At 52.3% G+C, this 22,474-nt stretch carries 26 protein-coding genes and 2 pseudogenes; 10 read left to right on the top strand and 18 right to left on the bottom strand.

Annotation, left to right across the window (positions count from 1 at the left end; translation table 11 throughout):
- Positions 1-113: 113 nt before the first annotated feature.
- The 3 genes from KNP76_RS01695 to KNP76_RS01685 all read left to right on the top strand — a co-directional run bounded on the left by KNP76_RS01695 (position 114) and on the right by KNP76_RS01685 (position 2,676).
- Entirely contained in the window at positions 114-1,004 is an 891-nt protein-coding gene (locus KNP76_RS01695; protein ID WP_214842277.1) for an ABC transporter ATP-binding protein, read from the top strand.
- Positions 994-2,187, top strand: a complete 1,194-nt coding sequence (locus tag KNP76_RS01690; protein ID WP_214842275.1) for an ABC transporter permease — start codon at positions 994-996, stop codon at positions 2,185-2,187. Before KNP76_RS01695 ends, KNP76_RS01690 begins: the two co-directional genes overlap by 11 nt.
- 63 nt (positions 2,188-2,250) lie before the next feature.
- Complete coding sequence (locus KNP76_RS01685; protein ID WP_034817920.1) at positions 2,251-2,676, top strand: hypothetical protein; 426 nt, start codon at positions 2,251-2,253, stop codon at positions 2,674-2,676.
- A gap of 36 nt (positions 2,677-2,712) precedes the next feature.
- On the opposite strand, the gene KNP76_RS01680 is transcribed toward KNP76_RS01685, so the two are convergent.
- Positions 2,713-3,312, bottom strand: coding sequence for a helix-turn-helix domain-containing protein (locus KNP76_RS01680; protein WP_214842273.1), 600 nt, complete (start codon positions 3,310-3,312; stop codon positions 2,713-2,715).
- An 85-nt stretch (positions 3,313-3,397) separates the two neighbouring features.
- A complete protein-coding gene (locus KNP76_RS01675) occupies positions 3,398-3,898 on the bottom strand; it encodes a PTS sugar transporter subunit IIA (RefSeq protein WP_024370518.1) in 501 nt (166 codons plus the stop codon).
- 206 nt (positions 3,899-4,104) lie between these two features.
- Here KNP76_RS01675 and KNP76_RS01670 point away from each other — a divergent pair, with 206 nt between their 5' ends.
- On the top strand, positions 4,105-5,799 hold the full coding sequence (locus KNP76_RS01670; RefSeq protein ID WP_214842271.1) for a M3 family oligoendopeptidase: 1,695 nt from the start codon (positions 4,105-4,107) through the stop codon (positions 5,797-5,799).
- 11 nt (positions 5,800-5,810) lie between these two features.
- Here the strand turns inward: KNP76_RS01670 and KNP76_RS01665 are convergent, their stop codons facing one another.
- Positions 5,811-6,239: a carboxymuconolactone decarboxylase family protein gene (locus KNP76_RS01665; protein WP_034817916.1), complete on the bottom strand. Its 429-nt coding sequence runs from the start codon at positions 6,237-6,239 to the stop codon at positions 5,811-5,813.
- A 115-nt stretch (positions 6,240-6,354) separates the two neighbouring features.
- On the opposite strand from KNP76_RS01665, the gene KNP76_RS01660 reads away from it, so the two are divergent.
- Positions 6,355-6,786 (top strand): Lrp/AsnC family transcriptional regulator, encoded by a 432-nt coding sequence (locus KNP76_RS01660; protein WP_034817915.1) that lies wholly within the window; start codon positions 6,355-6,357, stop codon positions 6,784-6,786.
- Positions 6,787-6,809: 23 nt separating this feature from the next.
- Here the strand turns inward: KNP76_RS01660 and KNP76_RS01655 are convergent, their stop codons facing one another.
- The 3 genes from KNP76_RS01655 to KNP76_RS01645 all read right to left on the bottom strand — a co-directional run bounded on the left by KNP76_RS01655 (position 6,810) and on the right by KNP76_RS01645 (position 8,610).
- On the bottom strand, positions 6,810-7,700 hold the full coding sequence (locus KNP76_RS01655) for an aldo/keto reductase (protein WP_214842269.1): 891 nt from the start codon (positions 7,698-7,700) through the stop codon (positions 6,810-6,812).
- Positions 7,697-8,200, bottom strand: a complete 504-nt coding sequence (locus tag KNP76_RS01650) for a cupin domain-containing protein (RefSeq protein WP_214842267.1) — start codon at positions 8,198-8,200, stop codon at positions 7,697-7,699. The genes KNP76_RS01655 and KNP76_RS01650 overlap by 4 nt, the downstream gene beginning before the upstream one ends.
- 80 nt (positions 8,201-8,280) lie before the next feature.
- Positions 8,281-8,610 carry a winged helix-turn-helix transcriptional regulator gene (locus KNP76_RS01645; RefSeq protein WP_200881502.1) on the bottom strand — a complete coding sequence of 110 codons (330 nt, stop codon included), beginning with the start codon at positions 8,608-8,610 and terminating at the stop codon, positions 8,281-8,283.
- Positions 8,611-8,866: 256 nt separating this feature from the next.
- On the opposite strand from KNP76_RS01645, the pseudogene KNP76_RS01640 reads away from it, so the two are divergent.
- From KNP76_RS01640 to KNP76_RS01620, 5 genes and pseudogenes are all read left to right on the top strand, one after another.
- Positions 8,867-9,097, top strand: a pseudogene (locus KNP76_RS01640) (MFS transporter); the annotation flags it as partial.
- A gap of 131 nt (positions 9,098-9,228) precedes the next feature.
- Positions 9,229-9,627: an IS200/IS605 family transposase gene (gene tnpA, locus KNP76_RS01635; RefSeq protein WP_214842265.1), complete on the top strand. Its 399-nt coding sequence runs from the start codon at positions 9,229-9,231 to the stop codon at positions 9,625-9,627.
- Positions 9,628-9,632: 5 nt separating this feature from the next.
- A complete protein-coding gene (gene tnpB / locus KNP76_RS01630; RefSeq protein WP_214842263.1) occupies positions 9,633-10,724 on the top strand; it encodes an IS200/IS605 family element RNA-guided endonuclease TnpB in 1,092 nt (363 codons plus the stop codon).
- Positions 10,725-10,847: 123 nt separating this feature from the next.
- A pseudogene (locus tag KNP76_RS01625) lies at positions 10,848-11,825 on the top strand (MFS transporter); the annotation flags it as partial.
- 394 nt (positions 11,826-12,219) lie between these two features.
- Complete coding sequence (locus KNP76_RS01620) at positions 12,220-12,642, top strand: hypothetical protein (protein ID WP_214842261.1); 423 nt, start codon at positions 12,220-12,222, stop codon at positions 12,640-12,642.
- A gap of 95 nt (positions 12,643-12,737) precedes the next feature.
- Here KNP76_RS01620 and KNP76_RS01615 read toward each other — a convergent pair whose 3' ends face one another.
- From KNP76_RS01615 to KNP76_RS01560, 12 genes are all read right to left on the bottom strand, one after another.
- Positions 12,738-13,166 (bottom strand): CBS domain-containing protein, encoded by a 429-nt coding sequence (locus KNP76_RS01615; protein ID WP_021066516.1) that lies wholly within the window; start codon positions 13,164-13,166, stop codon positions 12,738-12,740.
- Positions 13,167-13,416: 250 nt separating this feature from the next.
- Positions 13,417-14,217 (bottom strand): alpha/beta fold hydrolase, encoded by an 801-nt coding sequence (locus KNP76_RS01610; protein ID WP_034817911.1) that lies wholly within the window; start codon positions 14,215-14,217, stop codon positions 13,417-13,419.
- Positions 14,218-14,295: 78 nt separating this feature from the next.
- Positions 14,296-15,408 carry a M14 family metallopeptidase gene (locus KNP76_RS01605; protein ID WP_034817910.1) on the bottom strand — a complete coding sequence of 371 codons (1,113 nt, stop codon included), beginning with the start codon at positions 15,406-15,408 and terminating at the stop codon, positions 14,296-14,298.
- Positions 15,409-15,485: 77 nt separating this feature from the next.
- Positions 15,486-15,887 (bottom strand): hypothetical protein, encoded by a 402-nt coding sequence (locus tag KNP76_RS01600; protein WP_214842259.1) that lies wholly within the window; start codon positions 15,885-15,887, stop codon positions 15,486-15,488.
- Between the two features lie 108 nt (positions 15,888-15,995).
- Positions 15,996-16,466 (bottom strand): flavodoxin family protein, encoded by a 471-nt coding sequence (locus KNP76_RS01595; protein WP_214842252.1) that lies wholly within the window; start codon positions 16,464-16,466, stop codon positions 15,996-15,998.
- A 72-nt stretch (positions 16,467-16,538) separates the two neighbouring features.
- On the bottom strand, positions 16,539-17,438 hold the full coding sequence (locus tag KNP76_RS01590) for an SWIM zinc finger family protein (protein ID WP_214842251.1): 900 nt from the start codon (positions 17,436-17,438) through the stop codon (positions 16,539-16,541).
- Positions 17,435-17,857: a hypothetical protein gene (locus KNP76_RS01585; protein WP_214842249.1), complete on the bottom strand. Its 423-nt coding sequence runs from the start codon at positions 17,855-17,857 to the stop codon at positions 17,435-17,437. The genes KNP76_RS01590 and KNP76_RS01585 overlap by 4 nt, the downstream gene beginning before the upstream one ends.
- Complete coding sequence (locus KNP76_RS01580; RefSeq protein WP_034817904.1) at positions 17,854-18,504, bottom strand: SIMPL domain-containing protein; 651 nt, start codon at positions 18,502-18,504, stop codon at positions 17,854-17,856. Before KNP76_RS01580 ends, KNP76_RS01585 begins: the two co-directional genes overlap by 4 nt.
- Before the next feature lie 46 nt (positions 18,505-18,550).
- Positions 18,551-19,681 carry a Fic family protein gene (locus KNP76_RS01575; protein ID WP_214842247.1) on the bottom strand — a complete coding sequence of 377 codons (1,131 nt, stop codon included), beginning with the start codon at positions 19,679-19,681 and terminating at the stop codon, positions 18,551-18,553.
- 195 nt (positions 19,682-19,876) lie between these two features.
- Positions 19,877-20,386: a hypothetical protein gene (locus tag KNP76_RS01570; RefSeq protein ID WP_214842245.1), complete on the bottom strand. Its 510-nt coding sequence runs from the start codon at positions 20,384-20,386 to the stop codon at positions 19,877-19,879.
- A gap of 70 nt (positions 20,387-20,456) precedes the next feature.
- The gene (locus tag KNP76_RS01565) at positions 20,457-21,464 is read right to left on the bottom strand and encodes a tRNA dihydrouridine synthase (RefSeq protein ID WP_214842243.1); all 1,008 of its coding nucleotides are present in this window, start codon (positions 21,462-21,464) and stop codon (positions 20,457-20,459) included.
- 98 nt (positions 21,465-21,562) lie between these two features.
- Positions 21,563-22,165 carry a TetR/AcrR family transcriptional regulator gene (locus KNP76_RS01560; RefSeq protein WP_211780691.1) on the bottom strand — a complete coding sequence of 201 codons (603 nt, stop codon included), beginning with the start codon at positions 22,163-22,165 and terminating at the stop codon, positions 21,563-21,565.
- Positions 22,166-22,474 lie beyond the last annotated feature (309 nt).

Genomic DNA, 22,474 nt, shown 5'->3' with positions numbered 1-22,474 from the left:
GTCCTCCTTTTATTATCTTGATTTCAAGATAAATCATTTTTGAAGAAATGTGAAACTTTTTGCTCACGAAGGCGTACGCTAAGCGTAGACACTTTTTTGAAGGGGGTATAAACATGACATTACACATCGATCACGTCTCGAAGCAGTTCGGCGACTTCACGGCCGTCGACGACTTGAGCTTCACCGTACCGAAAGGCGAGATGTATGGGTTACTCGGAGCAAACGGCGCCGGCAAGACGACGACGTTCCGAATGATCCTCGACATCTTGAAACCGAGCGACGGCAACATCTCGTGGGACGGGCGTGTCGTCGACCATCGCCTCGTCGGCTACTTGCCGGAAGAACGCGGGCTCTATCCGAAGTCGCCCGTGCGCGACCAGCTCGTCTTTCTCGCAAGTCTAAAAGGAATGCGCTCGGCCGAGGCGAAACGAGCCGTCAAGTCGTGGCTCGAACGACTCGAGATTCCTCAATATGAAACGATGCGCGTCGAGCAGCTGTCAAAAGGAAACCAGCAGAAAGTCCAGCTCGTCGCCGCGCTGATTCACAACCCGGAGCTCCTCATCTTAGACGAGCCGTTCAGTGGGCTCGATCCCGTGAACGTCGAAATTCTGAAGCGGGAAGTGCTCGCCCTTCGTGACGCCGGGACGACAATCGTCTTCTCGAGCCACCGGATGGAGCACGTCGAGGAGCTGTGCCAACATATCGGCATCTTGAAGGGTGGGCGCGCCGTCGTCAGCGGCGACGTGACGTCCATCAAGTCCCGATACGAAGAGCCAGACCTCTTCCTTGAGACGGACCGAATCGACGTCGTCACGGCGCTCCCGGTCGTCCGCGCGGTCGAACCGCATAAAACGGGTCACCTTGTCCGCCTCGCCTCGTTCGATGACAGTGACGCCGTGCTCGGCGCCCTCGTCCAAGCGGGGGCTTCCGTCAAGACGTTCATGCGCCAGCCTGTTTCTCTGAACGACATCTTCATCAAGGAGGTCGGCCAACATGTTTCATAACTTCGGACCGCTCTACTCGTTCACGTTACGTTCGAAACTTCGTTCCAAGGCGTTTCTCATCTCGACGCTGTTGACGATCCTCTTCATCTTCGGTTTCACGAACATCGATCGCATCCTATCAAACTTCGCGGACACGGACAGCGGGGAGGCGCTCCTCGTCACGGAGAACGTAGAACTTGTCACCGTCATGCAGTCGCTCGGCTACGAAGACGTCGAGGCGGCAAACGTCACCGAGGACGAAGCACGGGCAGGACTCGATAACGGTGATTACGAGGTCGTCGCCTTCATCGACGGCTATTCGGCCCGCGTCTTGTCGGAACGTCCGGAGACTGAGTTCACGACGCTCCTTCAGACGGCGCTCCGTGAAGTGCGTAACGCCGAGTTGATCGATTCGGCGAATGTCGACCCGGCCGTTATCGCCGCCTTCAACGAGCCGATCCCGGTCGAAGAATCGTATCTCGGCCGCGGCGGGGAGAACTCCGACGAGCTGTTCTCGTCGTTCGCCTTCGTATACGTGATGCTCATGCTCCTATACGTCTCGATCATCACGTATGGGTCGATGATTTCGACCGAGGTCACGACGGAGAAATCGTCGCGCGTCATGGAGCTCATCATCTCGACGACGCACCCGGTAACGCACATGCTCGCGAAAATCTCGGCCATCGGGACGCTCGCGCTTCTGCAAATCGGTATCTTCCTCGGCTTCGGATACTTCAGTGCCCGGAGCAACGAGATGGCCCAGTCCGTCATCGACAACGCCGGCAACGCCCGCGCCGTTCTCTATCTCTTAACGTTCTTCGCGCTCGGTTATTTGCTGTATGCGGCCCTCTTCGCCGTTCTCGGTTCGCTCGTCAGCCGTGTCGAAGAGGCACAACAGATGACGATGCCAGTCATCATGCTCCTCGTCGCTGGTTTCCTCGCCGCCATGTTCGGCTTGAATAATCCGGACGCACCGATCGTCGCGATTCTGTCGTTCGTCCCGTTCTTCACACCGATGCTCATGTTCCTCCGGGTCATGCTCGTCGACGTGCCGGTATGGGAAGTCGCCCTGTCGATTGGGATCATGCTCGGCTCGATTGGCGTCATCCTTTGGATTGGCTCAAAATTCTATCGCGGTGGCGTCTTGTTCTATGGAAACAACGCATTGAAACAATGGAGACAAATATTACAGAATCGCCAATAACGTTTACAGCATTTTCGTTTTCGTATACTCTAAAGAATGTGCAAAATGAGGAGGAAACGAACTATGCGATCACGATTACTCGCAGCTTTGATTTTTACATTCATGACGACGCTCACGACGTTTATCTGTTACACCGTCTTCTTGGAAGCCGATGCGTTGTGGCAAATCTTGCTCGCATATGCGGGAAGTACGTTTCTCGGAACGCTTGCGTTCTGGTACCCAGTCAGCCGGCGTGCCCAGACGTCGCGGTTCGGTGGGGCCTGGATCGGGATTTTGATCACGGCGACGACTCTCGTCGGGTTCACGATCATCCGCTTCACCGTACGAGGTGACGCCGCTTCCTTACTCGACTGGCAGACGATGGTCGCGAGCCTCGCCTACACGTTCGGTTACGTCGGATGGGTGCTCACGATTTTGAACATCGTGCTCGGCTTCTTGCTCGCCGGGACGAAACCGAAAGTCCGTTATGAAGCGCGCATGTCGCGCTAAACGAAATGCAGCCGTCCAATTTGGACGGCTGCTTTTTCATTGCAATCGATAGGATTTATCGCTCAACCCGAATTCCGCGTACTGGAACGAGTTCTCGGTGAATTGTTCCGGGACGAGGCGGTCGACGTAACGGGCAAACGGCACGATACGGTGCGACATATCTTGGGCACGGCCGAGGTCGAGCACGGCGTCGACGAGTGCCTCGAGCGCGTGATGGTTCGTCGGCTCCTCATCTTCGGCGAAGATGCGACGCAACTCCTCCTCGTGCATCAAATCAAAGATGCGCATCCTCGCCTCGAGCTCGAGCTGCATGTCCTCGGTCGACTTGCCGTGCATCGCCTCGTCATAGGCGAGTCGCATCTGTTCGATTTCAGGGACTTTCCCTTTCATGAGCACTTTCAGCGACTCTCCCGTCCAAATGTGGCGGGCCAAGTAGTTCGCGTCAATCTGGAGCGCCTCGGCGAGCGCCTCTATGTAAGGCATCGTCGGGTATACTTCGCTCAGTTCGGTCCGGCGAATAAAGTACGGCGCGACCCCGAGCTTGTCGGCGAGCGCCTCAATCGAGATGCCGGCCCGCTCACGTAAAATCCGAATCCGATCCCCGTAACCCCGGTACGGTGCGTTCTTTCCATCCATGTGTCTCTCCCCCTCTCTCTCATTATAGTTCCCGAAACGACAAAAAAATACTCGGAAGCGACTGCCTCCGAGCAAGAAAATCATCTTATTTCTTCGTCAATTCGACGACTTCAGACGAGCCGGCCGTCACGTTGTCGCCTTCTGCGACGAGCTTGTTCACTGCGAAGCTGTCGTGGTTCGTGATGATCACCGGTGTGATCGTCGATGGCGCGTTCGCTTTGATGAAATCAAGGTCGAACGTGACGAGCGTGTCGCCCGCTTTGACCGCTTGGCCTTCTGTCACGTGCGTCTCGAAGCCTTCCCCTTTAAGGTTGACCGTGTCGAGGCCGATGTGGATCAAGTACTCCGCACCGTTATCCGCGTTGATACCGATCGCGTGTTTCGTTGGGAACACTGTCGCGATTGTCCCGTTGACTGGTGAGACGACTTTGCCGTCTGTCGGCTCGACTGCGATGCCGTCGCCCATCATTTTTTGTGAGAACACTTGGTCAGGAACGTTCGTGATGTCGATGACCTTTCCTGTAAGCGGTGAAACCGCGTTAAGTTGTTCTTCTTTACCACCAAAAAGTTTTTTAAAGAATCCCATAGCTTAATCCCTCCAACATGTTCTGTTAATCAAAGTCTTAGCTTTTATACCCGAAAAGCTCGCACTTCAATCCCTACCTTAGAAACGGTATAGTAGTCTTAAGGTAGTGCGAATTCGTTTACACATCGTAAGGATACGAGTGTGCAATCGCTTTTGCAAGCCCTTTTTACACTTTATAAAAATTTCACATCATGGAGGCGCTTACAATGACGACTTTCACAAAATTGTCATATGCACGGCCCGACTTGGACGCTCTAAACAGCCGATTGTCGGACTATTCAGTCGAATTGCAACAAGCGAGCACACTCGAAGAAGCGAACGAGCTCATTCGCCAAATCAACAAGGAGCGGAACGATTTCGAGACGCAAAGTCAACTCGTCGCCATCCGCCACTCGGTCGACACACGCGACGCATTTTACGAGGCCGAGCAGACGTTCTTTGACGATGCGTTGCCGGTGTACGAGAAAGAAGTGCAGGCGTATTACCGCGTCCTGACTGAGCACGAGCTGCGTAGCCAACTTGAAGAAGAATGGGGCAGCCAACTGTTCGAGCTCGCCGAACGCGCGCTCAAAACGTTCGACGAGTCGCTCATCCCGAAACTGCAGGAAGAGAACCGACTCTCGACGAGCTATCAGAAAGTCATGTCGGCCGCCCAGATCGAGTTCGACGGCAAGACGCTCAACTTGTCCCAGTTCGGTCCATACCTCCAGTCCCCTGATCGTTCGGTACGAAAAGCGGCATCAGAGGCACGCTATACATATTTAAGCGATAACGGAGAAGAGCTCGACCGCATCTACGGCGAACTCGTCCGGGTCCGTACCGACATCGCCCACACCCTCGGCTTCCCGTCGTTCGTCGAGCTCGGCTATGCCCGGATGCAACGCGTCGGCTACGACGAGTCGAACGTCGCAAACTTCCGGAAACAAGTCCGTGACGTCATCGTCCCGCTCGCCTCGAGTTTAAAAGAGAAACAAGCGAAACGGATCGGTGTCGACACGCTCACGTACTACGACGAGTCGTTCGTCTTCCCGGACGGCAACGCCACGCCGCAAGGCGACGAAGCGTTCATCATCGAAGGCGGCAACACGATGTATAAGGAGCTGTCGAATGAGACAGATGCGTTCTTCCAGTACATGCAAGAGCGCGGCGCCCTCGATTTGACGGCAAAACCGGGCAAGTCAGGCGGCGGCTACTGCACATATTTACCGTCTGAAGGACTCCCGTTCATCTTCTCGAACTTCAACGGCACGGCCGGGGACATCGACGTCTTGACGCACGAGGTCGGCCACGCCTTCCAAGTGTACGAGAGCCGTCATTTGAAGACGCCGGAATACGCGTTCCCGACGTACGAGGCGTGTGAGATCCATTCGATGTCGATGGAGTTCTTCTGTTGGCCATGGATGGAGCTGTTCTTCGGCGACCAAGTCGACAAGTATAAGTTCAATCACCTCGCCGGTAGCGTCACGTTCCTTCCATACGGCGTCCTCGTCGACGAGTTCCAACACGTCATCTACCGGAATCCGGACATGACGGCGGCGGAGCGTCGCCAGGCATGGCGTGACCTCGAGAAGGTGTACCTCCCGCACCGTGACTATGAGGAGAACGCGTATCTCGAGTCAGGGGCATGGTGGCACCAACAAGGCCACATCTTCCAAAGCCCGTTCTACTATATCGACTACACGCTCGCACAAGTGTGTGCGTTCCAGTTCTGGGTACGCATGCATGAGGACCGCGAGGCGGCGTGGAACGATTACCTCACGCTCTGCCAAGCCGGCGGCAGCCGCTCGTTCCTCGAGCTCGTCGAATTGGCCGGGCTCAAGTCACCGTTTGAGGACGGCGTGTTGAAAGAAACGCTCGAGCAGATTGAAGACTATTTGTTGAAGCATCCGCTCGCGAACTGAAACGAACCCACTCACATTGACGTGAGTGGGTTTTCTCGTTCCAATCCGAGCATCGCCCCGACGTATTGCGAGGCCGTCATGAAGGCGATAAAGGCACAGAGTTCACTGATCTCGGCATCCGTGAAGACGTCTTGGAGCACACGGATTGACGAGGCGGGTGTATCGCCTTTCAGTTGGATGAACACATCGGCGAATCCGACGGCGAGTGCCGTCCGCTCATCGAACGCTTCCGGTTCAGGCTTCCCTTTCGCCTTACAGTAGTCGCACCCGTTCTGTTGCGCGAGCGTCCGTCGAACTTGTTCTTTCAATGCGGTAGACAGTTTCCCTCCACCTGCTAACGTGTCTCCGAGCGCGGACCATTGTCGCATCACCTTCTCGTCATGACCGAGCAATCGCTCGAATGGCGTATCGCCGTTACGGGCTGGTTCGATTCGACTCATTTCATCACCTCTTTATCCAAGTATAGAAGCCATGTGTCGAGTTTCCCATTTCATCCTTAACGTGTTCGCGGTACAATACATAGCAAACAGAACGAGATAAGGAGGAATTCATTCGATGCTAAAAATTGATGAAACGGACCGTCTTCTGCTGGATGAATTGACGAAAGACAGCCGTCTGTCGATGAGTGAACTCGGACGTCGCATCAACTTGTCAGCCCCGTCCGTCGGCGAACGCGTCCGTCGGCTCGAGTCGTTCGGTGTCATCAAAGGATATACGATCGAGCTCGACCACGATTTACTTGGCCAACCGATTCACTGTCTGATTGAGGCGACCGTGAAGAACGGGAACTACGAGGCGTTCACCCGTTTCCTTCAGGCGTATCCGAACATCGCGTTTTGCTATCGGGTCTCTGGGGATGCTTGTTTCCTCCTGAAGATGCGCTTTACCACGTTCGCTGAAGCCGAACAGTTCATCGATGACGCGATTCCCTACGCGCACACGAAGACGACGTTCGTCTTCTCTGAAGTCGACATAAAAAATGGGTAAGCCCAAAGGCTCACCCATTTTCGTCAAATCACATCGAGCGGTTCTTTCCCGCTCGGTGGTGGGAACGCTTCGTCGAGTGCACCTAAATCGTCCTCGCTCAAGTTAAGGAGCATCGCCGCGCCGTTCTCTTCGACGTGCGCCGCCTGCCCTGCTTTCGGGATGGCGATGACGTTGCCGCTCCGCGTCGTCCAGGCGAGCAGAATTTGAGCTGGTGTCGCGCTATACGCCTCGGCGATCCGGTTCACTGTCTCGTCGTTAAAGATTTTCTCTTTCACATCGCTTCCTTCGGCGAGCGGTGAATACGCCATGACCGGGATGCCTTGTTCTTCGTGGAACGGCAACAAGTCGTGCTCGATGCCGCGGCTGCCGAGGTGATACAGCACTTGGTTGACCGCGCAATGCTTCCCGTTCGGCAAGGCGAGCAGCTCCTTCATATCGTCGACGTCAAAGTTCGAGACGCCCCACGCCCGAATCTTCCCGTCCGCCTTCAACTGCTCGAGCCCGTCGACCGTCTCCTCGAGCGGGATGTCGCCGCGCCAGTGGAGCAAGTACAGGTCGAGGTAGTCCGTCCCGAGCCGCTCGAGCGTGGCGTCACACGCCTGCACGAGTTTGTCGCCGCCGGCGTTATGTGGATACACTTTCGAGACGAGGAAGACGTCGTCGCGCCGGTCTCGAATCGCTTCGCCGACGAGCGACTCGGCCTTCCCTTCCCCGTACATCTCGGCCGTGTCGATGACGTGTAACCCGCAATCGAGCCCCGTCTGGAGCGCCTCAATCTCAGCTTTTCGTTTTGAGTCGTCGTCACCCATCCGCCACGTGCCTTGTCCGAGCGTACGTACCTCGCGCCCGTCCGGTAACGTGACGACCTGTTGCTTCAAGGTCGCTAAAATCAATGAATGTGGAATGCGGTTCATGTCGTCTCCTCCTTGTTCCATTCGGTATGCAACGGACCGGCCGTCCCGAACACGGGGTCGGTCTCTGGTTTGGCAATCGTTTCGATTCGATTCACGCTGTCCGGCCGTTCTTCCGGTTTCCCCGTCAACGTGTCGTAGTCGCGTCCGTCCGGATACGCCCCGACGATGGCGAAGTCTTCACTCGCCTCCAATCGGCGGTGACCGGTCCCTGCCGGCAAAATCAAGACATCTCCCGCCTGGAGCGAGACGAGATCCCCCGTCGCCCCGCCGAGCTGCACCGTCGCCCGTCCTGACTTCACGCCGAGCACTTCATGCGTGTTGCTGTGATAATGGTGATAGTCGAACACCCCGTTCACCCAGCTGTTGCCCCAACCGTTGTTCTCGAACGTCGATTGGATGGCATCGGTCTCGGCGAACGCTTCTTTATATAACAACACCGGAAAATACGGGTTGTTCGGGATTGAACCGTCATCTTCAAATCGATACGCTTTCACTTCCATGTTGTCCCCTCCTTGTCTCTGTGACTGTACCCGAGTTGAGCCAACAAAAAACGGCCGCACCCTATTGTGCGACCGATTGATTAGGAGATGACGTCTTCGCCTGTCTGTTCGATATGTCCCTCTCCCCACGCACACATCGCATCCAAAATCGGTTGGAGCGACCATCCGTAGTCCGAAAGCGAGTAAACGACTTTCGGTGGAACTTGTTCATAGACGGTGCGGATGATGACCCCATCTGCCTCGAGCTCGCGCAATTGTTGCGTGAGCATTTTTTGCGTGATGTTCGGCATGAGCTTTTTCAATTCGCTCGTCCGGCGTTCGCCTTTGATGAGATGACACATGATGACGACTTTCCATTTGCCGCCGATGACGTCGAGCGTCGCCTCGACCGGGATGTTGTATGGCATGATGGTTCCTCCTTATTGGCCGGGGTAGGTACTTTTCGGTGCCTATCGTACTTGAAAGTGCGTACTTCCCAACTGAATTCGCTGGACTTATGATAGCAACTGTAGCTCAGTTATACAAGTCCATCTCATCCGTAACTGCTTCTTGAGACAGTAAGGTTCTTTTTCGACCGTACTGGACAATAGAGGAGATTGAGAGGCTCGAGCTGCCTCGAGACGAAGGGCCCTCGTCTCATCAACCATTTTTTAGGAGGAATGACTCATGAATGAACCATACACACAGCCTGTCGACGAACAGGCACCCAAAAACGGGGGGCTGGCCTTGCTTGCCCTCGCCATCAGCGCCTTCGGCATCGGGACGACCGAGTTCGTTCCGGTCGGACTGCTCGCCTCGATCGCCAGTGACTTGAATATCGGCATCACGCTCGCCGGTCTCATCATCTCCGGTTACGCGATCGGCGTCGCCCTCGGCGCACCAATTTTAACTAAATTATGCGAGAATTCTCCCTCCTCTAAGTGTCTTGGGGCGAAGCCCAGCGTAGGTGGGAGATGAATCGCCCGTCTTGGCAGGATTACAATTGTTTGATACAATCAGTGTAACCAATCAAAAGGACTGAACTATCAATGAAAATGGATACAAACAAACATTCAGTCTTCCTTCTGAATTACCACCTCGTCTTGGTGGTCAAATACAGACGCAAGGTGATTGACGACGCAGTCTCGGAGTTCGCGAGACAGACGTTCGAACGGATCGGCGCGTCATACCGTATCACACTGACCGAATGGAATCATGACGGTGATCATATCCATGTGTTGTTCAAAGCCCATCCGAACACAGAGATGTCGAAGTTTCTGAACGCCTACAAGAGCGCGAGCAGCCGACTGATCAAACGAGACTTTCCACACGTCAAGAGACGACTGTGGAAAGAAATGTTCTGGTCCCGGAGCTACTGCCTCGTGACGACCGGCGGTGCGACGATCGACGTCATCAGGCAATACATCGAAAAACAAGGAGAGGAGTGATCACTTTGCTGAAGGCGTACAAGTTTCGACTATACCCGACAAGGCCACAACAAGAATACTTCAAGAAGACGTTCGGTTGCGTCCGTTTCGTCTACAATAAGATGCTCGAAGAACGTATCCGACTGTACGAAGAGTCGAGGCTGAACCCTGACGCAAAGCAGAAGCTGCCTACTCCTGCGAAGTATAAGTCCGAGTTCCCTTTCTTGAAAGAGGTCGATAGCTTGTCTCTGGCGAATGCACAGATGGATTTGAACAAGGCATATGCCAACTTCTTCCGCGACACATCTGTCGGGTTCCCGAAGTTCAAATCGAAGCATAGAGACCGTTCCTCCTATACGACCAACAATCAGAACGGGAGCGTCCGGATCGAGGACGGGAAGGTGAAACTTCCTAAGATCGGATTCGTGAAGTTCAAACAACATCGTTCTTTCGAGGGAATCATCAAGTCCGCGACAATCTCGATGACGAAGACGGGCAAGTTCTTCGTCTCTATTCTTGTAGACCAAAAGGAAGAAGAATGGATTCCTGCTAAAAACAAAGTGGGTATCGATCTCGGGTTGGAACACTTCGTCATCATGACAAATGACGAGATGGTGTCTAAGAAGATCGACAACCCTCGCTTTCTTCGCAAGTCAGAAGAAAAGGTCAAGAAGGCGCAGCGCGCTTTGTCTCGCAAGAAGGTTGGGAGTAAAAATCGAGAGAAGGCCAAGCTGATCCTCGCCAAGAAACACGAGAAGATCGCAAATCAACGCAAAGATTTTCTTCATAAACTGTCGAAACAAATCGTTGACGAGAACCAAGTCATCGTCGTGGAGACATTAAAATCGAAGAACATGATGAAGAACCACAAGGTCGCCAAATCGATCGCCGACGTCAGTTGGTACGAGTTCGTCCGCCAGCTAGAATACAAGTGTAAGTTCTACGGACGGACGCTCATCAAGGCAGATCAATGGTTTGCTTCTACTCAAATCTGCTCTTCTTGCGGCGAAAAAGGCGAGATGAAGACCATGGACATCCGAGAATGGACGTGTGCCTGTGGCGCGCATCATGACCGTGACATCAACGCGAGCATCAATCTTCTGATGTTAGCTGACTAACGGCTCTTCAGGGTGGGAACCACCCGACGAGCTTGGTAAATAAACGTAGCTAATAAAAGTACGTTCTTCCCAAGAAGCTCCCACTTCAATTTGCGAAGCAAATAAGTGGCGAGTAGTTCACCCGCGCTCACGAACCGGATGAATCGCAAGACGCTACTCATGACACTCATGGTCGTCTTTATTATCGGAAACTTGGTTTCCGCCCTGTCGACGAGTTTTGAACTGCTGATCGCCGCCCGGTTCATCACCGCCTTTTCTCACGGGGTCTTCTTCTCGATTGGGGCGACCATCGCCGTCCAACTCGTCCCGCCACAAAAGAAGGCGAGTGCCATCGCCCTCATGTTCACCGGCTTGACGGTCGCGACCGTCACCGGCGTCCCGCTCGGCACGTTCATCGGGCAGGCGTTCGGATGGCGCGCCACGTTCTTCGCCGTCGCCGCACTCGGGGTCGTCTCAATCATCGCCAGCTTCTTCTTGATCCCGAACGACTTGAAACAGTCACCGCCGGCGAAGTTCTCGGATATGTTGAAATTGCTCACGAACGGCCGTATCCTACTCGGCTTCTTGATCACCGCGCTCGGTTACGGCGGCACGTTCGTCGCCTTCACGTATTTGACACCGATTTTACAGGACGTGACGAACATCAGTCCGAGCTTGATTAGTATCGTCCTGCTCGTCTACGGAATCGCCGTCGCCATCGGCAACTGGGCGGGCGGTAAATTCGCCAATGAAAACCCGGCCAAGGCGTTGTTCTATATGTTCATCGTCCACGCGGCCGTCATGATCGTCATGTCGTTCATGATTCCGTTCAAAGTCGCGGGCCTCATCGCCATCATGTTCATGGGACTGCTCGCCTTCATGAACGTACCTGGACTTCAGCTATATATTGTGCAACTCGCTGAAAAATATGTACCGGCTGCGGTCGATGTCGCGTCGGCGCTCAACATCGCCGCCTTCAATATCGGAATCGCGCTCGGTGCGACCATCGGTGGAATCGTCGCGGACTCGATTGGTCTCGTGCATACGCCTTGGGTCGGTGGCATCATGGTCATCCTCGCTGTCATCTTGACCGCCGTCTCACGTCGTTTGGAAGCGAAATAAGGAGGAGCTTATGTTCAATAATCACAAAAGCTACAATCGGATGTATCGGGAGGGCGAGCTCACGCTCGGTCTCCACATCCCGTTAGAAAAATTCAAGATGCGCACCCCGACACTCGAACGTCAAGTCTAGCTCACCAAACGAGCGGACGACTATGGCTTCACGGCGCTCTGACTTCGGGACGTCTTGTTAAAAGATTCAAACTTCTTGGACTCAGCTGTCGGACAGATTTACGGCAACAGTCCATGATCAGAACACTTCTATTCAGACTATGGTGGGATTTAGAAATTTGATATTGTTAGTGAATGAGGATGAGCGAGACTCAAGCTTTCTGAAAGGCAAGCTTCATCGTTTCGGTTGTCCAACTTACCATTTGGACAGAGGGATTTAACTTATATGGACCTTGAACCAAGCCAACATGCTGATCATCTTCTAAAAAAGCTATTATCCATATGGGATATTGAAAAACATTATTGGTATCCGCTCTATGATTGTAAGCGAAGCGATGTTATTGCATTCAACGCTGATTACATCGAGGATATTGAAAGTAAAGTATTGGATATTCAAAACTTCTTATTGAGTCAAAACAAAGATCGTATTTTTGAAATGCAAGAAGACCTCACGATCCAGATGATTGAAACAACTTCATTAGACCCATCCTATGACGGTCATTATGGTGAACGCTTTTGGTTCAATGAAGACATGAATTGGGTGATTTACGCTTCACACGAAGGTTCGATTACCTTTGGGGGCCAGGAACTTATCTCTGCCTTGAAAGACAAGTGGCAGGATTGGGCGGCAAATGTATTTCTTTGTTGAATCAAGCTTTTCCTTATTCTACAGGCTTACACAGTTGCTCGGTATCACGCATACAAAAAACCAACCCGCTTTTTCAAGCAGGTTGGTCCGTTCTCTCAATTCACTTTATTCTCGAGCTGTTGCAACTTCGTCGAGTAATACTCGATGATGTCACGGCGCCGGATAATACCGATGAAATACTTGCCATCATCGACGACCGGCACGAAGTTTTGATCGGTGATCGCATCGACGAGCTCCTCGATTTGCGCCGTGATTGCCACCGGTTTATAGCGGACGCGTTGCTTGATATCTTTCAGACGTGTCCGGAGCACTTTTTCGTAGTCTTCTTCCCCGCGAAGCTGTTCGGCGAGTGCCCAGAGTAAATCCCCTTCTGTCATCGTTCCGGCGTAAAAGCCGTTCTCGGACACGAGCGGCACCGAGGTGAAACGGTGATGTTTCATCTTCTCGAGCGCTTGGCGTACCGTCGACTCCGGGTCTAAATATTTGACGTCTTCTTTCGGATATAAAAAGAAAGCGATATTCATCTCAAATCTCTCCTCAATCTGTTAATCCACCCCATCATTGTACCATGAATCGTGCGGACGACCGCAATAAATGGTCGCTCCCCACAATTGTTTCACCATCCTTTCATCGATTTGTTCATTTTGATTGAAAACGCTTGCCGGATGACCAAATCCGACGACGTGTCTCCCACATTATGTATACCCGAAACAAAACTGTGCTATCCGCCTCGTTAACTAAAAAAAAGCGCCCAAAATCAGGCGCCTTGTCCCATCAAATGAATCGCAACAACGTCTCGTTGAACTTCTCCATCTCATCGAGCACCGTCCCATGCCCGCTCTCTTCGAACCGTTCGATGCGTGCGTTCGGGATACCTTTTTCCATCTCCTCGGCAAACTCGAACGGGCAAATCTTGTCATGGACACCGTGAATAATGAGCGTCTCGACCGCGACATGTTGCAAATCGTCGCGTAAGTCCTCATCGCGCAACGCCTTCGCCGAAGCGATCGTCCCTTGGCTTGATGCGACGAGCGAGAGATGATGGAACCAGTTTTGCATCGGTTTCGAGTGTTCTTTCGCAAAGAAAATCTCTCCGAACCCTTCGAGCATCTTCGGACGATCCTGCAACGTGTCTTGAATCAAGGCGTCGACTTCTTCTTTCGTCATCCCGTACGGATAGTCCGGACGCTGTGTGAACACCGGCGCGGCGGCTCCGGCGAGCACTAATTTCTTCAAGCCGTCGTCCGGGTAGTCGACCGCGTAGCGGATGGCGATCGCGCCACCCATCGAGAAGCCGACGAGCGTGAAGTCCTTGACCCCGAGCCCGTTGACGACCATGTGCACGTCAGATGCCATCGTCGCGTAATCGTAGCCCGTTGCCGGGGCATCCGATTTGCCGTAGCCGCGATAGTCAATCCCGACGTAGCGGTAACCCGCCTCGAGTAGCGCGTTCTTCTGATACTCGAACATGTTGTTGTTCGCCGGCCAGCCGTGCAAGAAGACGACCGCTTCCCCGGTGCCGATGTCGTCGACGTAAATATTTGTCCCGTCATGTGCCGTAATATAGTTCCCCATTGTATGACCTCCGATGATTCGTGTTGAGCCGTTGTTGCCCACAAGCGACTTTTCCCGTTTTGTTGAAGTGAAAACCTGTCAACGCGCGCGCCACAGCTCTTCGGCCCGCAAGACGTGCTCGACCGCTTTCGCCCCTTCCGCGAGCACGGCCTCGCGCCACGCCGCATCTTCCGGATAAAACATGGCCATAAATTCTTTACGAATCTCGTTACGCGCCGTCGGGTCTTTTGTCCCTTCGAAATAGAGGCGATTCTCCAGAATGATCGTCAAAAATTCGCGAATCGTCGCTTTCGTCGACGTCCCGAACGTACCGAACTCGAACAACGCCGAGACGAGCCGTTTGTCCGGATAATGGGTATCGCGGACGTAATAGAAGTGGTTCGTCGAATCCCCGAGCACGTCCTGCGGGTCATACGTTTGAACGTTCGCTAGCCCGTATGTCTGTTTCAACGTGTCGACGTCACGGCCGTCCCGTTCACTGACGACCATCGTCACTTCGTTCGTCGGGCCGAGTGCGGTGTGCCAGTCCATATGGACGACGCGGTCGTAGCGCTCGAGCAGGTCGTGTTGCACTTCTTTTATAAAGATGGCCGACGGTTCATCGGCCTCGCCGCCGTAATAGACACCTTTCGGGAACTGATACTGACCCATGCCTTTCGCTTCCTTCATCGCCTCGAACCCGTCGAGCTTGATACCGGAGCCGAGGAACGAGTAGATGTGTTCCCGTGCCTCGTGATAGTCGTCAATCACACCGTCCGGGACGAACAGGTGGCGCATCACTTCATACTCTTTGTTGACGTTTCGCGGGAGTGACTCCCGGTCAATGACGTAGTTCCGGTTCAAATCGACGTTATGCTCGTTGACGCGGCGAAAATGCTTCATCCCCCACGGATTGACGGCGTGGATGAGACAGATCCCGGTCGACTCGTGCCGGACGTGTTGAAGCTGTGTCTCGACGAACTGATGCGTCACGGCCGCTCCCGCATACCCTTCGATGCCGTGCTCCCCAATCGTCATGAGGAGCACCAGCTCGCGCGAGCCCGGCGGTTCCCCGATGATGACGTCGATCGTGCCTTCTTCAATCGTGTGCGACATCGACCGCGCGCTCGGATAATAGTGTTTCACCGTGTCGAGCAAGCCGAGAAACTTCTCGCGCGACTCTTCATAGGAACTTGAAAAATAATGACTCATGTTGCATCCCTCCTCGTGTCTTCTGTTATCCAATTCCCATTCCGTCGCATGCTAAAAACGCCTCCTTTCGGGGGCGCTTAATGTGTCCGAGCCTTTCGATTATGGTGTTGCCGTCGGAACTCGAACAAGTAGACGAGCGGGGCGAGCAAGACGGCACCGAACAACCAATACGCACCCGGGCTCTCAAACAACGCATTGAACGAGCGGAAGAGCCAGGCGACGACGGCGAAGGCGACGAGCAGTTCGGCCGTCCAAATGACGCCTCGGCGAACGGCGAGCGTGAGCGTTCCGGTCTTCAAGAAGAACGCCGCACCGAATGCGATCAAGAAGGCGGGGAAGCTCGAGAACCAAAGCATCCGGTTCAACGTCGCTTCGGCGAAGTAGCTATTCCCGAGCGAGATGGTAATCAAATAGTGAGCGACTACAATGAGCAAGACGACAATCCAACCGACGAGGACATCACGTTCCCATTTTTTCATCGTTCTCCCTCCTATCTAGAGAAAAAGCCATACTTCTATTTACCCGTTTTCGAAACCATTCGACTCTCCCTCCACAGAAAAAACGCACTCCGTTTGGAATGCGTTCACTCAATTCTCAAACAAATGATTGGCCCAGTTTCGAGCCCGTTCAAGTTCTCCTTCTTTGAGCGGACCTTCTTTCCCGAGGACGAGAAACGATTCTTTTAACACCGGTTCCGCGCCTTTTTCAAGCAGGGACCGTTCGATTCGTGTCGAGGCGTGCCCGAACCACTTCACAATCTTCCCGACGAAAAAGCCCTGGTCTTCCTCGGCCATGCTCGTATCGAACGCAGCGGCTCGCATCCCGCGTAACGCATGGTCAGACATGCCGTCTAAGAACGTCTTGACGTCCTCGGTCTCCCTTCCGCCGTGCGTCGGCGAACCGACGACGAGTAAGTCCAAGTTCGCCAAGTCCCCGTACCCGATGTGACCGACTTGTTCGGCCCTGACTTGATGCAGTTCTCCGAATCCGTCTTTGATGGCATGGGCGACTTTTTCCGTGTGACCGTACATCGAATCATAGATGATGAGGATTTTCATGCGATTTCCCTCCCATAAACGAACGACCTCTGTTATCTACACAGAACTATTCCCTTAATGGTGAAGCGTTCATCATGAATCTCTTTTTTCCTCAATAATCCTTAAAAGCACCTCTAACTCCTCAACTTCATAATCATCCGCTTCGGTCTCACGGTACGTCTCGATATATGTGCGCAACACATCCAATCCGTCCTTCATCTCAAACGTGAGTGATTTCAGAATTTCTAGATGTAAATCTGTCCAGTTCCATGTATCTACCGACTTCAAAACATCTAATAGTTCTAGATACACTACATCATTCGATAGCATGTTGATAGCAGAACAGATAGCCGAATCAAGTTCATTTGCCGTCTCCAGACTCATCTCGCTCAACTCTTCAAAGTCATAGTCTGACATTCCGAGCATCAACGCGATGCCTTGTTTTAACCTCATCTCATGATTTTGAACAATGAGTACATCACTAACTCGTGCATCAACGAACGACTGGAAGCTCGACAACGAAGTATAATCAAGTTCGAACATGGGAAATTTTTCACTGAATCGACGTCGCATTTCTTTGATAACTTGAGTGAACGACTTATGACTTGTATCAAACGAACGCGCGATTCGCGGATACAGTTCTGGATCATTCGCCAGTCCCGCGATGAGATCGACAAGTTGTTGTTTCGTTAACTTTTGGAGTTGTTGTCTTACATTACGGTTTGAAGGTGCTGCCACCTTTTCCCGCAACAAAAAGTATGCGGCGACCTCGTGTTTACAGTGCCCTTTCGTATATGGACAATCGCAAGACGAATCGACAATATCAATACCTGATAACGTGATGAGGAGTTCGTATGTTTCCGACCCTTCCGCTGTAAGATAATATGTCGATTCTCGTTCTGACTCCACGACGACCCGACCATCGAGCCAATATTCATAGCCACGATCCAATATGCGATTTGGTATATGGTCTACAAAATCATATAAATTCATTGTCGTTTCCTCACTCTAGTGAAAATGAACAATGCGGCCCCAATTCCTAGGGCGGCATACGCCACCTTATCCAAATGATCACGCATGCTGAACGGGGCGTCATGCCTATACTCGGCCCGTTTCCACCCCGACTCGTCCTCGACCGCAATCACATCCTCAATCGACTCCCCGTCCACAGCACGATATTTCGTTCCAAGCGGATACGTGTTCGAGGCGTCCCCGTAATAGCTGCCGTCCATATCGTCCGCCAATGTCTTCACCTCACCGACGACTTCACCTAAGTCCGACTCCAACACGGCGACGTCCATCACTTCGTACACCCGTCCGTCCAAGACGACGAACGCATACGCCCACGACAACGCTTGGGTCGACAAGGAGATGGACAGCAACAATAGCACCAATCCGATGACGCGCCTCATCGAATCGCCCAGACGAACGTCGCTGAGTCGTTCAAGTCGATCTCGTCCGGCTCGAGTTCCGGCATCGCCGCCTCTGAGAAGAGCACCTCGTCATGGAGCGTGAGACGCGTCGGTGAATAAAGATGGAGCTCGCCCCACGTGTAATCGATTTGAAGCAATTCGCCGAGCGACGCCCCGGCTCCCTTTGCCAACAGTTCGGCCCGATGCCGCGCGTTCGTCGCCGCACTCGCGAGCAGTTCATCTTGAATCGTATCCGCATCCTTGATTGTGAACGAGATGGACAGCTTTGGTTCGGCTAGCGAGTTGCTGACGTGTTCGATGACCGCGGACAACTGTTTCGTATCGAGCGGAAACTCGAGTTTCGTCTTCTGCTGACAGACATAACCCCGGAACCGCGATTTATAGTTGCCTTGCTTGTCCCGGTAGCTCTCGTAGTCCGTGTCAATCGAGAAGTCGGTCGTCTTTAAATCCGTCTTTGCGAAACCGGCCTGCTCAATCGCTTTATGGAGCCGTGTGACGGCGAGCGCCGCCCCGTTCATCGTCTCCTCATAACGGACAGCTTTTGACGTCAACTCCATTTTCACGACAATCAAATCGGGCTTGGCCGATACTTTTCCCGTACCTTTGACAGTGATTGTGCGGTCCATATGATTTCCCCCTTCATTGCTCGCGATTCAAAACGGCATACTGCTTTTAGTTCACGAAAATGCGCAATAACGCATAATTTCGATATTTACGATTTCTCCGCTCTGTGTTCGAGGCGTACAAGAGTTCTTTGTCAACAAGTTGATGGAGTGCTTTCCGAACCGTGTTAGGTGAATAGCCCGTCATTTCGACACCTTTCGCCACCGTCAAAATTGGTTGTTCAAAGCTCGTAATCCATAGTTTCCGTTCCGCTTCGTTTTCAATTAGTTGCTCACCTTCTGTCAGCAAGCGATTGGCTTTATTCAATTGATCCAATAACTTTGTCGCCATTCGTTCTGAAGCATCAACGAAAAACAGTAACCATTTTCCCCAATCCGACCGGTCTCCACGGACACCGTTGAGCAAATCGTAGTAGCGGGCCTTTTCTTTCTCAAGTTCTTCACTCACAAAGAAGATGGGGTGCGTGATCACTTTTTGCTGCAGGAGATAAAGCACAATTAGAATCCGTCCTAAACGTCCATTCCCGTCCAAAAACGGATGGATGGATTCAAACTGAGCATGCATAATTCCTGTTTTAAGAAGTGGAGCCGCTTGTTCGTTAATGACATAGCCGTCTGACTTTAAATGGTTCTGCGGTAGCAATCGTCCGTAAGAATCCGTATTGATAAATTTTTCTAAGTTCTCCATGTATTCGTTAATCAAATGAGCCTCTACCGGAATGTAAGAAGCATCTTCTAATCGATTCGTCGGCCCGATGAAATTTTGAATTTTACGGAACTCACCGGCTGAACTGATTTCGCCTCGACTTCCTTTCATTAAAATCTCATGTAACTGCTTGATCAATCGCGTCGTCACCGGATAACCATTTTCGACAGATTCATAACCAAATTGCAAGGCTCTCATATAGTTCTGAATTTCAATGATATCGGAATCGTCACTTTTCTTTAGCGAAGACTCCATCATGTCAGTGAATGTCACTTGTGACCCTTCGATTTTCGTTGATTCCACAGACTCTTGAAGCGATAAGAGTTGCATCAATTGTTTGCTTGCTTTCGAATGCATCAATTCAACATCGAGTTTTCCAAGTAGCGTATTCACATGCGCCAACCGTTCCAGTAGTTTGATGGCTTGTGTGATTTCTATTTTGACAGGTAATTTAGTTAACTCTTTTATCGCCATACCGCCACTCCTTAAGTCATATTATATTAAATAATGACTTAATTATAATTCATTTCCGATTAAACATTAAAATCAACGTTCATGATGACTTATTTGATTTTTGTCATCATGAGCGTCGCTACATCCTCAATTGTCCATTCCCATCTCTCATCTCCATGTCCCGCACCTTTATAAACCGAAATACGGGAACACCGGTCACACGTTTCGTAAACATTTTTTACAGCGGCTCTTCACGGCCGGACTTCCCGACTCCAGATTTGCTTCGAGCAAGGCAACGACTTCTTCCCGGAAGCATGGATGGAACATACTCAAGTCGAACAGCGCTTGCAGGGAGTTCACGATGACGATGTTGCTCGTCTCGGTGTCAATCCAACCGATGAGCACATGGACGATTTCGGCCGCCTCTTCCTCCGTCCACCTCATACGTGGCATGAGTTGCGCCAAGTGCCACCTCACTTCGTGTTGGGTGGCACGATGCAGTTGCTCGAACAAAGACGCCTGATGCGCTTGAAGTAACTTCGGATGATGGCGCGTCACTTTTTCTACCGCATCTGCGCTCCGCATCCGGACGACGGGATGGGCATCGGTCAAGCCGGTCATCAATTCACTGAATCGGCCCGGGTCGTCCCCAACAAATTCGACTACCTCATCGACGCGACCGATTGAGCGCAAATCCCCACCCCACAATACTTCTCGGATGTCCATTGCTCCACCTCTTTCCCACTTCTCATTTTACAAAAAAAGGGACCCAGTATACACTGAATCCCGGCAAAACTTATTCGACTGTCGACGCTGCTTCGGCAAGCGCGGCTTCTTCTTTATGATAGTTCTCGACGAACGCATCTAGGTGCGCCCTTACTTCGTCGGTTGATTTCGTGTCCATGAGCTTCACGCGGAGGTCGCTCGCCCCGCGGAACCCTTTCACATAAATCTTGAAGAAACGGTGCAAGTTCGAGATCGAACGCGGCACCTCTTCTTGGAACTTGTCTTGCAAGTCGAGCTGGAGACGAAGCAAATCGAGGTGCTCTTCCATCGAGTGCTCACGCGGCTCTTTCTCGAACGCGAACGGGTTCTTGAAGATCCCGCGGCCGATCATGACGCCGTCGACACCATACTTCTCGACGAGCTCGAGTCCCATCTGACGGTCGAGGATGTCCCCGTTGATCGTGATGAGCGTATCCGGTGCGATCTCATCACGCAGTTTGACGATGTCCGGGATCATCTCCCAATGCGCATCGACTTTACTCATCTCGTTGCGAGTGCGCAAATGAATCGACAAGTTGGCGATATCTTGCTTCAAGAGATGCGTCAACCAGTCGCGCCATTCGTCGAGCTTCGCGAAACCGAGTCGTGTCTTGACACTGACCGGGATGCCGCCCGCTTTCGCCGCTTGAATGAGTTCCGCTGCGACGTCAGGACGGAGGATGAGTCCGCTCCCTTTCCCGCGTTTCGCCACGTTCGGGACCGGGCAGCCCATGTTGATATCGAGCCCTTTATAGCCCATCTCGGCCATGCCGATGCTCATCTCGCGGAAGTAGTCCGGGTTGTCGCCCCAAATGTGGGCGACCATCGGCTGCTCATCCTCGGTGAACGTCAAACGTCCGCGCAGGCTGCCTTTCCCTTCCGGATGGCAGTAGCTGTCCGAGTTCGCGAATTCGGTGAAGAAGACGTCCGGTCGGCCGGCGTGGGCGACGACGTGACGGAAGACGACATCGGTCACGTCTTCCATCGGGGCTAGTATAAAGAATGGACGCGGCAAATCGCGCCAGAAGTTTTCGTTCATATAAAATCATTCCCTTTCTTAATCAATCCAACAAAATCACTTCATCCATTCTATTATGGACGGGGGAATGTATCAACTGACAATACTTCCAAATTCCTTTAGCCCCGTCCAGTCTCAATGATTTTGAAGAAATGGGCAAACCCGTCTTGCAACAAGTACTCCAATACGCGATCCGTATGCTCGACCGCGACGACGTTCGTTTGCAGCAACGTCTGCAACACCATCCCATCGATTGCCGCCATCGTCCACGCGGCGACCGCTCGTGTTGAGGGACCTTGCTCGACGCCGTATGCCCGCACGAAGATGGCTTCCACCCGACTGATCCAATCCTCGTACTTTTGCTTGAACTTGAGTTGTAGTTCCTCGTTCCCGAGCATCGCCTCATGGGCCAAGTAAAACTGTAACCGATTCTCCGCATCTTTTTTTAATCGGTCCTGCATCCCAGCAAAAATTTCTTGAATGATTTCTTTCACTTCTTTTTGATCTTCAAGAGACACGGTCGCGATCCGGCGAATCTCTCCTAGCCCTTCATCCATCACATCGTACAGAATTGCTTCTTTCGAACTGTAATAATGATAGATGGCACCCGTACTCAGACCCGCTCGCTTGGCAATCCCCCGAAGCGTCGTTCCTTGAATCCCGTGTTCGACGATCGTCGCTCGCGCCGCCTCTAATATTTTTTGCTTTCCTTCGTTCATCATCTGCTCGACGCTCCTCACACAATAATGGCTAATTATATCATAATGATTTGACGGATTTATGACATGTCACTGTGACGTCCCAAACTCGATTGATAACGCTTTCTTAAATTTGTTACACTTTTCACATAAACATAACGAACGTTCGGTATGTTTTAGAAATCATTTTTTTCCACTACACTTTAAAATGAAAGGGGCGTTACAGAACTTCATAGCGAGAAAGCCCACTCCTTTAGGGGTGGGATGAAAGCTATGTCGGATACGGAGCGTCAGTAATAAACCGCCGGTTTTGACACTTCATGTATCCGAAAG

This window comes from Exiguobacterium sp. s150 (assembly GCF_018618435.1).
Lineage (GTDB): Bacteria > Bacillota > Bacilli > Exiguobacteriales > Exiguobacteriaceae > Exiguobacterium > Exiguobacterium alkaliphilum.
The sequence above is the reverse complement of the archived record's forward strand: the minus strand, read 5'-3'. Positions and strand labels throughout refer to the sequence as shown.

Coding starts and splice junctions, on each gene's coding strand:
- KNP76_RS01600 (WP_214842259.1), bottom strand. CDS start 15,887: ATGAAAAAATGGGAACGTGATGTCCTCGTCGGTTGGATTGTCGTCTTG.
- KNP76_RS01565 (WP_214842243.1), bottom strand. CDS start 21,464: ATGAACGAAAACTTCTGGCGCGATTTGCCGCGTCCATTCTTTATACTA.
- KNP76_RS01560 (WP_211780691.1), bottom strand. CDS start 22,165: ATGATGAACGAAGGAAAGCAAAAAATATTAGAGGCGGCGCGAGCGACG.
- KNP76_RS01575 (WP_214842247.1), bottom strand. CDS start 19,681: ATGGCGATAAAAGAGTTAACTAAATTACCTGTCAAAATAGAAATCACA.
- KNP76_RS01685 (WP_034817920.1), top strand. CDS start 2,251: ATGCGATCACGATTACTCGCAGCTTTGATTTTTACATTCATGACGACG.
- tnpA (WP_214842265.1), top strand. CDS start 9,229: ATGAAAATGGATACAAACAAACATTCAGTCTTCCTTCTGAATTACCAC.
- KNP76_RS01585 (WP_214842249.1), bottom strand. CDS start 17,857: ATGAGGCGCGTCATCGGATTGGTGCTATTGTTGCTGTCCATCTCCTTG.
- KNP76_RS01595 (WP_214842252.1), bottom strand. CDS start 16,466: ATGAAAATCCTCATCATCTATGATTCGATGTACGGTCACACGGAAAAA.
- KNP76_RS01650 (WP_214842267.1), bottom strand. CDS start 8,200: ATGGAAGTGAAAGCGTATCGATTTGAAGATGACGGTTCAATCCCGAAC.
- KNP76_RS01580 (WP_034817904.1), bottom strand. CDS start 18,504: ATGGACCGCACAATCACTGTCAAAGGTACGGGAAAAGTATCGGCCAAG.
- KNP76_RS01665 (WP_034817916.1), bottom strand. CDS start 6,239: ATGAGTCGAATCGAACCAGCCCGTAACGGCGATACGCCATTCGAGCGA.
- KNP76_RS01695 (WP_214842277.1), top strand. CDS start 114: ATGACATTACACATCGATCACGTCTCGAAGCAGTTCGGCGACTTCACG.
- KNP76_RS01680 (WP_214842273.1), bottom strand. CDS start 3,312: ATGGATGGAAAGAACGCACCGTACCGGGGTTACGGGGATCGGATTCGG.
- KNP76_RS01675 (WP_024370518.1), bottom strand. CDS start 3,898: ATGGGATTCTTTAAAAAACTTTTTGGTGGTAAAGAAGAACAACTTAAC.
- KNP76_RS01570 (WP_214842245.1), bottom strand. CDS start 20,386: ATGGACATCCGAGAAGTATTGTGGGGTGGGGATTTGCGCTCAATCGGT.
- KNP76_RS01670 (WP_214842271.1), top strand. CDS start 4,105: ATGACGACTTTCACAAAATTGTCATATGCACGGCCCGACTTGGACGCT.
- KNP76_RS01690 (WP_214842275.1), top strand. CDS start 994: ATGTTTCATAACTTCGGACCGCTCTACTCGTTCACGTTACGTTCGAAA.
- KNP76_RS01605 (WP_034817910.1), bottom strand. CDS start 15,408: ATGAGTCATTATTTTTCAAGTTCCTATGAAGAGTCGCGCGAGAAGTTT.
- KNP76_RS01660 (WP_034817915.1), top strand. CDS start 6,355: ATGCTAAAAATTGATGAAACGGACCGTCTTCTGCTGGATGAATTGACG.
- KNP76_RS01590 (WP_214842251.1), bottom strand. CDS start 17,438: ATGAATTTATATGATTTTGTAGACCATATACCAAATCGCATATTGGAT.
- KNP76_RS01655 (WP_214842269.1), bottom strand. CDS start 7,700: ATGAACCGCATTCCACATTCATTGATTTTAGCGACCTTGAAGCAACAG.
- KNP76_RS01620 (WP_214842261.1), top strand. CDS start 12,220: ATGGACCTTGAACCAAGCCAACATGCTGATCATCTTCTAAAAAAGCTA.
- KNP76_RS01610 (WP_034817911.1), bottom strand. CDS start 14,217: ATGGGGAACTATATTACGGCACATGACGGGACAAATATTTACGTCGAC.
- KNP76_RS01615 (WP_021066516.1), bottom strand. CDS start 13,166: ATGAATATCGCTTTCTTTTTATATCCGAAAGAAGACGTCAAATATTTA.